At 34.1% G+C, this 14,442-nt stretch carries 10 protein-coding genes; 5 read left to right on the top strand and 5 right to left on the bottom strand.

Annotated features, from left to right (window positions below; genetic code table 11):
* Window positions 1–42: 42 nt before the first annotated feature.
* From pckA to N4A45_03795, 3 genes are all read right to left on the bottom strand, one after another.
* The gene (pckA, locus tag N4A45_03805; protein MCT4664345.1) at window positions 43–1,647 is read right to left on the bottom strand and encodes a phosphoenolpyruvate carboxykinase (ATP); all 1,605 of its coding nucleotides are present in this window, start codon (window positions 1,645–1,647) and stop codon (window positions 43–45) included.
* Between the two features lie 100 nt (window positions 1,648–1,747).
* Window positions 1,748–2,140 carry a DUF423 domain-containing protein gene (locus N4A45_03800; protein MCT4664344.1) on the bottom strand — a complete coding sequence of 131 codons (393 nt, stop codon included), beginning with the start codon at window positions 2,138–2,140 and terminating at the stop codon, window positions 1,748–1,750.
* Window positions 2,141–2,147: 7 nt separating this feature from the next.
* Window positions 2,148–2,471 carry a hypothetical protein gene (locus N4A45_03795; GenBank protein ID MCT4664343.1) on the bottom strand — a complete coding sequence of 108 codons (324 nt, stop codon included), beginning with the start codon at window positions 2,469–2,471 and terminating at the stop codon, window positions 2,148–2,150.
* Window positions 2,472–2,709: 238 nt separating this feature from the next.
* Here N4A45_03795 and N4A45_03790 point away from each other — a divergent pair, with 238 nt between their 5' ends.
* Together N4A45_03790 and N4A45_03785 are read left to right on the top strand one after the other, a co-directional pair.
* Window positions 2,710–3,255: a hypothetical protein gene (locus N4A45_03790; GenBank protein MCT4664342.1), complete on the top strand. Its 546-nt coding sequence runs from the start codon at window positions 2,710–2,712 to the stop codon at window positions 3,253–3,255.
* A gap of 149 nt (window positions 3,256–3,404) precedes the next feature.
* A complete protein-coding gene (locus N4A45_03785; GenBank protein MCT4664341.1) occupies window positions 3,405–5,498 on the top strand; it encodes a carboxy terminal-processing peptidase in 2,094 nt (697 codons plus the stop codon).
* Between the two features lie 87 nt (window positions 5,499–5,585).
* Here the strand turns inward: N4A45_03785 and N4A45_03780 are convergent, their stop codons facing one another.
* Window positions 5,586–6,179: a transglycosylase domain-containing protein gene (locus tag N4A45_03780; GenBank protein ID MCT4664340.1), complete on the bottom strand. Its 594-nt coding sequence runs from the start codon at window positions 6,177–6,179 to the stop codon at window positions 5,586–5,588.
* Window positions 6,180–6,577: 398 nt separating this feature from the next.
* Between N4A45_03780 and N4A45_03775 the strand changes: the two genes are divergently transcribed.
* Window positions 6,578–7,423, top strand: coding sequence for a universal stress protein (locus tag N4A45_03775; protein ID MCT4664339.1), 846 nt, complete (start codon window positions 6,578–6,580; stop codon window positions 7,421–7,423).
* Window positions 7,424–7,430: 7 nt separating this feature from the next.
* The gene (locus N4A45_03770; protein MCT4664338.1) at window positions 7,431–9,626 is read left to right on the top strand and encodes a SulP family inorganic anion transporter; all 2,196 of its coding nucleotides are present in this window, start codon (window positions 7,431–7,433) and stop codon (window positions 9,624–9,626) included.
* 99 nt (window positions 9,627–9,725) lie between these two features.
* Here N4A45_03770 and N4A45_03765 read toward each other — a convergent pair whose 3' ends face one another.
* Complete coding sequence (locus tag N4A45_03765; GenBank protein MCT4664337.1) at window positions 9,726–10,973, bottom strand: carboxypeptidase-like regulatory domain-containing protein; 1,248 nt, start codon at window positions 10,971–10,973, stop codon at window positions 9,726–9,728.
* 410 nt (window positions 10,974–11,383) lie between these two features.
* On the opposite strand from N4A45_03765, the gene N4A45_03760 reads away from it, so the two are divergent.
* Window positions 11,384–14,434 (top strand): SusC/RagA family TonB-linked outer membrane protein, encoded by a 3,051-nt coding sequence (locus N4A45_03760; GenBank protein ID MCT4664336.1) that lies wholly within the window; start codon window positions 11,384–11,386, stop codon window positions 14,432–14,434.
* Window positions 14,435–14,442: the final 8 nt, after the last annotated feature.

Genomic DNA, 14,442 nt, shown 5'->3' with positions numbered 1-14,442 from the left:
GGATAGCTTTTGAATTTATGATCGCTTTTTTGAAGCTTTTCCTTATACGTTCACCTTTGGTGCTCCAGAAAGGATTTCTTCATTTGCATATTCTTTGAATTGGTCAAAGTTGCTCAAGAATTTTTCAGCTAATTCATTAGCTTTTTCATCATAAGCATTTTTGTCGGACCAAGTATTCTTTGGAGAAAGAATTTCGTCTGGTACATTAGGACAAGTTGCTGGCATATTCAATCCAAAAACTTGGTGCTGTACGTAGTCCACTTTATCTAAGTCTCCTTCTAGAGCTGCGGTAATCATAGAACGTGTGTAACCTAGTTTCATACGAGATCCTACACCGTACTCACCACCAGTCCATCCTGTGTTAACAAGCCATACATTTACGTCGTTCTCTTCCATTTTCTTTCCTAGCATTTCTGCGTAAAAAGTTGGGTGAAGTGGCATAAATGGAGCTCCAAAACATGCTGAGAAAGTAGTTTGTGGTTCTGTGATTCCTGCTTCCGTTCCTGCTACTTTGGCTGTGTATCCAGAGATAAAATGGAACATAGCTTGAGCAGAACTCAATTTTGAAATTGGAGGCAATACACCAAAAGCATCACAAGTTAAGAAGAAAATATTCTTAGGTTTTGGACCAGCAGATGGTGTTTGAATATTGTTGATATGGTAAATTGGGTAACTTACACGTGTGTTTTCTGTTTTGTCAGAGCGTGTAAAATCCACTTGGTTAGTACCTTCAGTATATACAATGTTTTCAAGAAGAGCACCTTCTTTAATTGCATTGAAAATATCGGGTTCTTTTTCGGCAGTTAAGTCAATTGTCTTGGCATAACATCCACCTTCAAAGTTGAAAACTGAGTCAGCAGCCCATCCGTGTTCATCATCTCCAATAAGGTTTCTTTTTGGATCCGCTGAAAGAGTGGTTTTTCCAGTTCCTGAAAGCCCGAAGAATACAGCGGTATCTCCATCTTTTCCTACATTGGCAGAGCAGTGCATTGCCAATACGTCTTTTTGGTAAGGTAGAATAAAGTTAAGAGCAGAGAAAATTCCTTTTTTGATTTCTCCAGTATAACCTGTTCCACCTACAAGGATCATTTTTTTGCTAAAGCTAAGAACAGCGAAGTTCTCTTGTCTTGTTCCATCTTCTGATGGATTTGCAAAGAAACCTGGAGCGTTGATTACCTTCCATTCTGTGTCGAAGTTTTCAATTTCGTTCCCTTCAGGACGGATAAACATGTTATAAACAAACATATTCGACCACGGATACTCGTTAATTACCGTTACAGGTAGTTTGTAGTTCTCGTCTGCACAAGCAAATGCATGACGCGCATAAATTTCTTTTCCGCTTAAATATTCCATCATTTTGTGATACAGCTTGTCGAAATTAGCTGCTTCGAATGGGATATTAATGTCTCCCCACCAAACTGCATCTTTTGTGATATCATCTTTTACAATGAATCGGTCTTGAGGCGATCTTCCGGTGAATTTTCCTGTGTCAATTGCCAATGCTCCTGAGTCTGCAATGGTTCCTTGTCCTTTTTCTACCGTTCTGGCTGTTAATTCTTTTGGATCTAGATTCCAATAAACAGTAGCGTCTTTGATTCCTAATTCCGAGATCTGGAATTTAGAAGATCGTTTTCCTGTTTCAGTCATTACTTTTTCTTTTATTTTTAATAAGAAAGTTCTGCAAAGGTATAAATCTTTGATTAATTATAAGTTTTTCAAGGTTTTAAAATTTCCTTTGCTTTTCTAACTATTTGTTTTTTAGGTTAATAATTACGTCTATCCAAACCCAAATAAGAAGTATTCCTCCTAATGGGGTTAAAGGCCATAGATTACTCACAAAATCAATGTGATGCAAAGATTTTGTGGCTAATAAATATATGGATCCTGAAAACAAAAGCATTCCAATCCATTGAATTGTAAGTACTCTTTTGAGATGTTTTAGAGGCCAATGTTTATTAATCAGCAGCAAAAGTACCAAGCTTATATTTCCATAAAGATGATATTTGTTACCGGTCATAAAACTAGCTAAAGCATCTTGAGAAAGGGATTTTTCTAAGGCATGAGCAGAGAGCGCACCTATAGAAATGACAATAGCCCAAGAAAGGGCTATTAATTTAAGTTGTTTTTGTTCGTTTACCATCAATTTGTTAAGATGTGGCTAATTGTTTCAGTGCTGGTAGATCATTTGTAGAATCTTCAAGTCTTTCAGACAAAATCTCCATAAAACGATTCATCAAATCTTGATTTTTTTGTTTCTTCACCAAAAGAAGAATTTTTTTAGATTGATCAAAATTCAAACATTTTTTTACGGTTACTGTTCGAAAATAAGAGACAAAATCATCACTTGTTACATTGCTTTCCAAAGCGGTGTAAAGATTATTGTACTGTGTAGTTGTCAAAACATTACATGCCAAAGCACTTGAAACACTGAAAAGGGTGAAAAATAAAATACTTAAAAACTTTGTTTTCATAATTTTAGACAATTAAAATGATTAATGAAGTATAACAAAGGTACATTTTTTTTTGAGAATGGTGGTTCATCTACTTTTATATCTAACTCACTTTTGGGAGCTTTAGGTTTTAATTTCACGAAAACCAAATTTTTTCTGAAAGATTTAATTTCAAAGGCATACGAAGCAGATTTATCAAATTTTGCATTCCTCTAAACTTTCTGTAACTTACAATCCGAATTATAACCTTAATTGACCAATGGCATTTAATAAATATCAGCATGTAGATCCATTAGAAATACGACCAAGATTTCGAGTATTGGCACAAGCAGATGATCAAGATCTCATGAAGCAAGTATGGAAAAAAGCACAAGAAGAACCGAGTGTTTACCCTGTGAAAACGTATGGAACCCACCTAGATATTTATATGAAGAAGGAGGAACAATCTTTTTTTTCGCCTGTTTTGCATCTCAATTTTGATCAAACGATGGGTGATAGTGAAGATGATACCATGGTAAGATGCCTCATCGGTCCAAAACAAAGCAATTGGGTGATTTTTGTTTTTATTTATGGTTTTCTTTCTGTTGTAGGTACATTTGCAGGGATTTACGGATTGGTGCAATATTATCAGTTTGATAATCATACACCTTGGTTATGGACATTCCCGATATCTGCAATTATTATAGCAACTATTTATACAATGGTAAAGATGGGGCAAAGAGCAAAACAAGATCAAACAATTCATTTAGTGCGTTTTTTGTATTATAGCTTAGAAGGTTTTGAGTACGAAAGAAGAATGGAATAGTACTTGATATGCTTCTTTTAAATCTAGGCATTCAGCATGGCCGAACAGATCTATTTGATTTAGATTATGTGAAATAATGTGAAACACTGTTTCAAAGCCAAAATAATCATTTAGCTTTGATAGTCAAACCCGTTTGGTAACTCAACACTATGCAAATAAACAAACTCAAAAAATATACTGGAATTGTCTTAGTAGGAATACTTCTTATGAGCTTTAGCCAAGGAGATTCAAATGAAGAAAAGCCCAACAGAAGAAAACAAGGAATTGTGCAGTCGATGGTTTTTTCGGCATTAGATGCACGTCATTACCATGCTCCCAAAATTAATGATGAGTATGCCGCTACGGCATTTGATGAATACATTAAATCTTTAGACTATGGAAAGCAGTTTCTCCTTTCTACGGATATTGAAAAACTATCGGTTCACAAAACACGTTTAGATGATTATATTCAAAATGCAGAGTTAGACTTGTATTTAGAATCACAAGAAATCTTAAAAGAAAGGATTCAAGAGGCAAAAACGTATTATCAAGAAATTCTAGCAAAACCTTTTGATTATGAAATTAAAGAGGAAATAGATAGCGATGCCGAAAATAGAATGTGGTGTGATACAAAAGATGATCTTAAAGAAGTCTGGAGAAGAAACCTAAAGCTTTCTACTTTATCGAGAATTTACTCAAGAGAAAAAACACAAGAAGGAATCAAAGAAGGTGAGAAAAAAACTTCTTGGAAAGAACTGGAAAAAGCATCAAGAGAGGCAACTCTTAAAAGTATTGAATCTTGGTTTGATAGAATGGGAAAATTAAAAGATGAAGATCGTTTTGAGCAATATATTAATAGCCTTTTGCACGTAATAGATCCTCATACCACTTATTTGGCTCCAAAATCAAATGAAGATTTTAATATTTCTATGTCAGGAAAATTAGAAGGAATAGGAGCAAGACTCAGTCAAGCAGAAGGAGAAATTAAAGTAGCCGAAATAATTCCGGGTTCGCCTTGTCATTTACAAGGAGAGCTAGAGGTGGAAGATATTATACTAAAAGCGGCTGAAAAAGAAAAAGAGCCAACAGATCTTGAAGACATGTTATTGAGTGATGCCATTCGTTATATCCGTGGAGATAAAGGGACTCCGGTAACACTTACGGTAAGAAAAATAGATGGAAGTCTTCAAGATATCACCATCGTGAGAGATGTAATAGTGAATAAAGAGACGTATGCAAAATCTGCCTTAATAGGTGACGAAAAAGAAGTAGGATATATAAAACTACCTAAATTCTATGTCGATTTTAGCGACAGAAAAGGGAGAAGATGTTCTACGGATATGAAAAAGGAACTTCAAAAATTACAGGCAGAAGGTGTCGATAAAGTAATTATTGATCTTAGAAACAACACAGGAGGTTCTCTTTCTGATGTGGTAGATATTGCAGGGTATTTTATTAGTGATGGACCTATCGTACAAGTGAAAAGTTATGATGGAAATAAAAAAGTATGGAATGACCGTGATAAAAAAATGGTTTTTGATGGAAAGCTTATTGTTCTAATTAATAATTTTTCAGCTTCGGCATCAGAAATTTTAGCTGGAGCTTTAAAGGATTATGACCGAGCTATTATTATGGGATCTAATCAATCTTTTGGAAAAGGTACCGTTCAAAATGTTATGAGTTTTGATCGTCAGTTTGGAAATCGTTTCAAAAATTTAGGACAATTAGGATCTTTGAAAATAACTACCCACAAATTCTATAGAATCAATGGGGAATCTACTCAAAGACGAGGAGTGAAAAGTGATATAGTATTGCCAGATAACTATCGATACATCAATATCGGTGAAAATGACCGTGAATTTGCCTTGGCTTGGGACAAAATGGAAATGGCAAAGCATGATTTTTATAGAAACAAATTGAACGAGAAGAAAGCTAAAAAATACTATGATGAATTTTTAGCAAAAGACAGTGTTTTTCAATTTATAGATCAGCAAGCAAAAGAACTCAAAGCTGATAGAGATGACTCTATGGTTCCCCTTCACTATAAAACCTATAAGCAGGAAAGAAAACAAGAGGAAGAAGACTCAAAAGGATTAGATGAGTTGATGGAAAACAATAGAAAAGACTTGGTTATTAATAATTTATCGGTAGATCTTCCTGAAATTCAAAAAGATAGTTTGTATATAAACATCAACAAAAAGTGGATAGAATCATTAGAGAATGATATTTATCTCCAAGAAGCAGTGAAGGTGATGGAATTTTAATACAGAATCGTATTCAAAATAATCTTTTAAAAAATCCTCCATTGATATGATGTCATTGGAGGATTTTTTTTAGTCTATGTCGATTTCCTAATCTATTATCAATAAATTTTTCTTCTTTAGAATTTCTTTTAATTTTTGGGGATTTCTTTTGGGATTAAAGACACTAGGATTCTCCATCATAAGACTAAGAATAGCATATTGTTCTGTGTTTAGAGAATCTAATTCGGTCTTAAAATAAAAAAGCGATGCTTGATGTATTCCACGTGTATTGTATAAAAAATCATACCTTGATGCTAAATAGTTGAGACAGGCTCTTTGAGATATTTCTTCCTCTATTTTCAAAGCAAGTACATAGCTGTTTCCTGTAATTTTATTGTTTTGCAGGGTCAAATTCCAACTATATCGGGCTATATCTAAACAAGGGCAATTGTAATTGTTTTTGTTCTTTAGTAATTTATCTGAAAGAACTCCCATAGTTGATGTGAACGGATAAATTTGTTTGAAAGTTGAAACAAATTTATCGGGAAGCTCTTTCGAGTTTTTGATATTGACTTTTAGTGTCTTCAATTCAGTTTTGTTAAAACTATTATTGAAGTCACTTTTTAAATAAAAGAAACTAAGAACTCCCACAAGAAGAAAACATAATACGGAATACAACAATATTTTAAATATTTTTCTCATTTGATAGGTTGTCGATTTAAATGTATAATTCTTCTACCAAGATTTTGATAAACCTTCAATGCTAGTTTGTCACTAACTCTAATTTAGAGTGATAAAATTACATTATTAACCTTGAATTTCTAGATTTTATTTTATGCTTATCCGCATGTTTTCCCCTAATAGTTCCGAAATGAGCAGATGTCTTTTTGGTCAGTATAATATTTGTGCCCTTTTCTTTGTTTCGGTCTTTCTTTTCATCTTTTTAGCTCCTTTTCAAAAAAATGATTAATTTTCAGAACTAATACCACTTACGGTGTTAATTTACCCACCGTATAATGCCGACACATTACAAAACTTAGTTATGGATGAGATGAAGTAAGTGATTTTAGTAAGTAATCGGTATAAGAGAAAGAATATAAATGACACAACCGTATAAAAAGATTGGGATTGGGGTAACTTTTTCTCCAAATTTGGCAGCTAATATTGCCGAAGCAACACGACTAGCACTAAAAACCAATACTGCACTCATTTTGATTCACGTGGGGGGGCAAACTCCCGAAAAAGATGAAAAATTCGCTTCTTTTATGAACGAATTTGTGGCTCAAGGAGGTCGCTACGAACTGGTGTATCAGAAGGGAGATCCTGTGGAAGTAATTCTTTCGGCTATCAAAAATCACCAAATAGATTTGTTAATCTTAGGTGCATTAAAGAAGGAAAACCTGATCAAGTACTATGTCGGTTCTATCGCTAGAAAAATTACCAGAAAAGCCCCTTGTTCAGTGCTTTTATTAATCAATCCATCTGTAGATCGTGTTCCATGCAATCATATTGTCGTAAACGGAATAGAAAACCAGATGACGAAGGAAACGATTGAACATGCATTCTATTTTGGAAAAACATTAACCTCTAAAAAGTTAACGATTGTTGAAGAAATAGGACGAGATGAAATAGGGGTAAAAATAGATGACGATAGAAGTTTGAAAATAGCCAATATGCTCAAGGAAAAAAGAGCAAGCATTGAGAATGAAAGAGTGGAGGATATCATACATCAAATTCCCGAAGAAATGCAAAAGGATATCCAAGTAATAAAACAACCTATCTTTGGAAAAAGAGGTTATTCTATTAGTCATTATTCTGAAATTGCTAGAGCTGATCTACTGGTGACCAATTCTCCAAGAAAAACCAATTTTTGGCAAAGACTATTTCCTAATGACATAGAATATATTTTAGGTGAAATCCCAACAGATATCTTAATTGTACGATAAAGCAGAAATGAGCAAAAATATAAACAGTTTCTTAAAAGATCTTCCTAAGAATATATTCTCAGGATTTGTAGTTAGTCTTATCGCGTTGCCACTTGGTTTGGGTCTTGCTATGGCAAGTGAAGCGCCTCCAATTGCTGGGGTAATTACAGCAATTATTGGAGGGATTTTGGTAGCCATTTTAGGAGGAAGTCATGTGACCATCGCAGGGCCAGGAAATGGACTTGTAGGTGTGCTTCTTCTAGCAATTACCACTTTAGGTTTGGAGGGGAGTTATGCTGCCATTATTGTTTCGGGACTAGTGTTAGTGCTTTTAGGTTTTCTACGGATGGGAACCCTCTCTAATTATTTTCCTTCTTCTGCCATACAAGGAATGCTTTCTGCCATAGGATTAATCATTCTAGGGAAACAATTCCATATTATGCTCGGGAATAAAATCAGTAGATCCTCAAGCATTGATTACTTAGTTGAGATTCCAAATACTCTAATAGGGGTATTTTCTTATCAAGATTCAGGATTGGTGGCTGCGGCTATCGTGGGAGTTTTGAGCTTAGCTATTATGGTTTTCTATCCCAAAATAAGGAATAAATATTTGCAATTAATTCCAGCTCCCATGTGGATTGTACTTCTGTCTATTGGGATGAGTTATTTCTATGAATTGGTCTTAAATCAACCAAATCCTGTACATCCAGATTATATGATTTCGGGAATTCCTGCTTTTGATCAAATTATTACTCAGATTCCTACTCCAGATTTTAGCTTAACCAGTAAGGGTGCTTTCTGGACAAGTGTGGTTTCTCTTACGCTTATTGCCAGTATTGAGTCGCTTTTGAGTATTAAAGCGGTCGATAAATTGGATCCTCAAAAAAGAAGATCTAATGTCAACAAAGATCTTAAAGCACTTGGTTTAGCAACAGTAGGAAGCGGATTTTTGGGAGGATTGAATGTGGTAACGGTTATTGCCCGTAGCTCAGTAAACGTGAATAATGGTGGAACGAACCGTTCTTCAAACTTTTTTCATGCTACATTTTTAGTTGTTTTTATCATTCTTTTTAGTACACAATTAACAAGAATACCACTTCCCGCTTTAATGGCAATTTTAGTTTTCACGGGATACCGATTAGCGTCGCCAAAAGTAATTAAGCAGATTTTTACGATAGGAAAAGAACAGTTGATTATCTTTTTTGTAACTCTTTTTATTACCTTAAAAGTGAGCTTGATTGTAGGGATTTCTGCAGGAGTTTTTACCACAATGATTATTCATTTTGTGATGAATAAAGATTTGATGCTTTTTATGAGAAATATTCTAAAACCAAATGTCTTAATGTTTAAAGAGTCTGGAGGGAATTATTATGTAAGTGTCAAGCATTTTTGCACCTTTATGAATTATACGAAACTCAAAAACAAACTCGATGAAATCCCCGAAGATCAAGATGTGGTGGTAGATTTCACCATGTGTCATTTTGTGGATCATACCGTGATGGAAAATCTTCATAATTACCAAGAATTGTTTGAGAAAAAAGGAGGAAATTTTGATGTCATCGGTTTAGATATGCATAGCTCAGATTCTGAGCATCCATTTGCGCTTAGAAAAATTGGCGATTTTATCACAGGAAGTTTTACAAAACGTCAAAATTCTATTTCAAAAATTGCCGAAGAGCTTGATATTACTTATGACTCAGAGTTTAGTTATGATACTTCTTTCTTGCAGAAATTTCATTTTTTTACCACCAAACCTATAGAGAATATCTACAATACACTTTATAGTAAAGATAAGGCGATAAAATTATTTGATATTACTTTTTCTGAAGGAGAATTTATTGCCAAAGAAGTTGTGAGAACTACCATGCTATACATGAAATGTGAGATAGAAATACCACAATTTTGCTTAGATCGTGAAGGTTTTTTATCCAAAGTATATCCCACTATAGGATTTGAAGATGTGAATTTTAAAAATTACCCTGCTTTTTCAAAAAGGTTTTTTGTTCTTGGAAATAACTGTCAGGAGCTTGAGAATTTTTTTGGAGAAGAGATTGTTCAGTTTTTAGAACAAAATGACCAGTACCATATCGAATCTAATGGAGAAGGGATCCTTGTATTTGGAAAAGAGCGTTTGGCTGGAGCCAAAGAAATTAAACAGATGTTGAGTTTTGGAAAAGAACTCATCCATTTAGTTAACCAAAGACAAGTTGTAGAGGTTTATTAGCTTAAATGATACTAAAATAGAAGCTCGATATAGGTGTTTATAAACCTTTATCGAGCTTTTTTTATATGATACCTTTATGGTGTTGATTACTCGTTGGTATTATTTCACTACAGAAATGTCATCCCATTGAATTCCTGCGGGGTTGAACGCTTCAGATTCGTTTAGTTCAGATTTAATTCTTTGATTTTTAGGAATAGGATTCTGTTGATTCTTTTTGAGTTTGGTAATAACGCATAGTTGCTGAGAATTAATTATTGCAGGGATATTTTTCCTAAACATTCGAAAATTCACTAAATCGAGTTTAAGATCAATTTTTGCCATTTTGGGATACATTTTTTCTTTAATCTCTTGGTAATCCACCTGAAAATCAACAATAATATCTTTTACCCTAACCCCCATAACTAGCAGTACGGGACGAAGTAAAATGGGGATTTTCACATCTACATTTCCGCTAATTCGCTTGAGAGCGAAGGTTTTCGTATTGATCAGACAAGTAATTCTTGCACGTTCCTTTTTGTCATAATATTCCACACTTACATACTCAGATGAATCTTGATAGAGATACTTTTTTTCGGAAAAATAAACCTTATCTTCATCCATATCATCTATCATTTTTAAATAGTTGGAGTTTTTCGGGTCCATCATATTGGCTATAGAATAATAATCCATCATAAAGGATTTTGCATCCATAAAACCTACATCTATCGTTGTACTGTCTTTTTTGTCTTTACGTTTTTCTGCGTATTTTTTCCTTTGTTTTTCCATGAATTTCAAATCATGCACATCTTTTTCTTCCCAAAAAAGAACGAGTGATGCTTGTTGAGCATCTTTAGAGGTATCTTTTTTATTCTTGAAATAATTCTCCAAATAGGCTTCTTCATGAAATAAGGTACGTTTATTTTCTTGAGCTTTTTGTTTAAAATAAGACTCAAAACGATAGGAATTTGAATCTAGATTATTATCATAATTTTCAAACGCTTGTTGTAGGTACCATACCGCTTTCTTTGGCTCTAGAGTAAGTTCGGTGAGGAATTCTGTGGTTTCTGAAAGGTAGATTTTATAATTCTGCTTTTTAAGATCTTGTATTCTTACACGTTTGCTGTTATAGCCAATAAAAGAAATCAATAAACTATCTTTTTCGTTAAGTACTTTAGTTTTAAACTCAAAAATACCTTGCTCATTTGTACTCGTTCCTTCATTTGTTTTCTCGGAAACAACGGAGGCATAAAGTAATGGATCATTACTAATAGAGTCTAATACTTGAGCTCTAATCAGTAGGGTATTTTGGGCTGATAATTCACAAAGTAAAAAGGTGGAAAACAGAGTTAAGACAATTGATTTTAACATACAAATAGTTTTTAGGACTAAAGAATTTCTAGAAGAATAATTTATGTATTCTTTCTTTCGAATTTTATCTAGCTTATTTATCAGCAAGATACTTATTGGTTTCTTTTTTTTTTGTTAAAAGAATGTGAAAAATGACTATAGGAGATTAAATAAAAATATAACAAGAGGTAATCTTATAAATAAAATATTTGACATACGGATAATAAATACCTTAAATATATCAGTGTTATTTATATTGATTTTTTGTAAAGAAATACTTTATAATGAGCTATTTTGAAATAGCTACCTACTCGATAATTGCTTTTTTAGCTCTTTTTGTGTGAAAAAATGTTAATAGAATTAACAATAATTAGGAATATTTAATAAAAAAATATAATTTTAAGGTAACAAAAACCTAAAATACACTTAATATGAAACACCTAGTCACATTAATATGTGTCTGTTTTCTGGTGTCTAGCTCGAGCTATGCCCAGAGATTAATCAAAGGAAATGTAACAGACGCATCGGATGGTAGTCCCATACCTGGGGTAAACATTGTAGAAACAGGGACAACCAATGGAGTAGTTTCTGGTGATGGAGGACAATTTAGCATCACCGTATCAGAAAAAGCCACTACGCTTACCTTTTCATTTATTGGATATCAAAGTCAAACTGTTTCGATAGAAGGGACAAACCAAGTAGCTGTTAGCCTAAAGGAAGGGAATAGTGTCATGAATGAAATCGTGGTAACTGCTTTAGGAATCAAAAAAGAAGAAAAGGCTTTAGGATATTCTGTACAAAGAGTTTCTGGAGATGATGCCTTAGCTAACGGAAACCCGAATCCTATTGCAGGACTCCAAGGGAAAGTTGCAGGAATTCAGGTACAACAATCTAGTGGAACACCAGGAGGTTCTTCAAAAATTACTATTCGTGGTAATGCTACTTTTGGTGATAACCAACCTTTAATTGTTATAGACGGAGTTCCTATTGATAATTCCACAAATAATACTTCATCAGTAAATGTTAATGGAGTAGATCAATCCAACCGTGCTATAGATATCAACCCCGATGATATAGAATCTGTTTCTGTATTAAAAGGAGCTGCCGCAACGGCACTTTATGGTTCTAGAGCAGGTAATGGAGTTATCATTTATACCACAAAGAAAGGGCAATCTTCAGGAGAAGGACGAGTTATTGGAAAATTCTCTACAGATATCACTTTAACAAATCCAGTAAACCTTCATGAAAAACAACAAGTTTATGGACAAACAGCAGAAGGGTCAAGTATGTCTTGGGGTGATAAAGTAGCTGCCGGTGATATTGTAAATGTAGAAGATGATTATTTCCGTACAGGTGTAAGTAAGAACGTTAATTTATCTCTTTCGGGAGGGAATGACAAGTCCAATGTGCGTTTTTCTGTGGGTTATACAAATGCTCAAGGAATTATACCGAACTCTAATTGGGATAGGATTTCTACTCGATTAACTGCTTCTACAAAACTTACAGATCGTTTAAAAGTCTCGGGAACCATGAACCTCATTAACTCAGGAGGAAACAGAGCGCAAAAAGGTTCAAACTTGGCAGGGGTTATGTTATCTCTTTACCGTACGCCTATTAACTATGATCCAAGAAAAGCATACTATGATGATGCAGCTACTAAAGGAACAAATTCAAACTACTTTTCTTTCTATGATAATCCTTATTTCTCTGCAGAGAAAAATACTTATATAGATAATGTATGGAGAGTACTTGGGAATATCACAACGACTTATGACATTATTCCCTTAAACGACGCAGAAAAGCTAAGAAGTTTGGTATTTACTTACAGAACAGGAATCGATGCGTATTCCGATGTAAGAAAAGGGCAATCAGCTATTGGGTCTAATACCACCTCTACAAAACGTGGACAAATTATAGACTATACAGGAGTGTTTTATGAATGGAATAACGATTATATTCTTAATGGAGATATTCAATTACAAGAAGACCTAAACTTGAGTGCGACACTGGGAGCTAATGCAAGAGCAAGAAAAGACGAATATAATTTTACAACAGGAACAAATCTTGTTGAAGAGGATTTTTATAACATCGCTAACGCTGAATCTGTAGTTGCAGAGCAATACAAAGAATTGGTAAATGAATATGCGGGATATGTCGATTTGAGCTTTGGTTATAAAAACACTTATTATTTAGGGCTTTCTGGTAGAAATGAGTGGAGCTCTAAATATGACCCAGATAATAACTCTTATTTTTTCCCATCTGCAAATGCGTCTTTTGTATTTTCTGAGCTTTTGGAGGAAAATGAAAACAGTATTTTATCTTTTGGAAAACTAAGAGCCTCTATTGGAAAAACAGGTATCGCTCCTGCTCCTTGGCGTTATGCCAGTTATACAGAAGCGGTGAATGTACGGGATGGATTTACGGATGGTAATACAACTGCTCCCGATGGATCCTACCTCACAAATTTTGGTAAAATAAAAGGAAATCCAAACTTAACACCCGAAATTCAAGTAGGTTCTGAAGTAGGTTTAGATTTAAGATTTTGGGACGGGAAACTGACTTTAGATTTGGGAGTGTATGATCAGCAAGTCTCAGATTTATTAATCTCGGTACCTGTAACAACAGCAACTGGTTTTGAGTTTGAGTATAAGAATATCGGAAAAATGCAAAACCGAGGAATTGAATTAAGCCTTGGATACAATACAAAGATTGCAAAGCAAGTAAAGTGGAATTCGACCTTTAATTTTGGGCGAAACAAAAATACCGTTTTAGAATTAGCCGATGGCGTTGATGAAGTTTCACTAGGTGGAGGATTTACCTCTATTTCTGCTTATGCTAGGGCAGATCAAGCATTTGGTGTTTTCTATGGAACAGACTGGGAAAAAGATAAGCAAGGTAATTTACTCGTTGGGGAAGACGGACTTTATATAGAAGGAAGTGAAAAAGTGTTGATTGGTGACCCAAATCCAGATTTTACTTTAGGATTTAGAAATAGCTTTTCTTATAAGAATTTCTCTTTAAATATTTTCTTTGATGGATTATTTGGAGGAGATGTTTATAACGGTACAAGAGCGATGATGAATTTTAGAGGAATTGGAAAAGATTCAGAGGATAGAGAAGGAACCGTTGTATTAGAAGGTGTAAAAGCTGATGGAACAAAGAATACCACAGAAATTTCTAAACAAGAGTATTGGCAATTTATAGATGGGATTGCTAGTGCTGCCTCTGCACAAGTAGAAAAAGACATTTATTTCGTTAAACTAAGAGAGTTGGGTCTTTCATACAGGTTGCCTTTAGAAGGAAAACAAATTAACACTTTGAATTTCTCAATCATCGGGACCAACTTATTAACCTTTACGAATTATTCTACAGGAGATCCAGAAACTTCTTTAACGGGTGCAGGATCAAATACTAGTGGATTTGATTACTTTAATTCACCCAACGTAAGAGGATTGGTATTTAAAGTAGCAGCAACTTTCTAAAAAAAGTA

Source organism: Flavobacteriales bacterium (genome assembly GCA_025210805.1).
Lineage (GTDB): Bacteria > Bacteroidota > Bacteroidia > Flavobacteriales > CAJXXR01 > JAOAQX01.
This window is presented reverse-complemented; position numbering and strand designations above follow the sequence as displayed.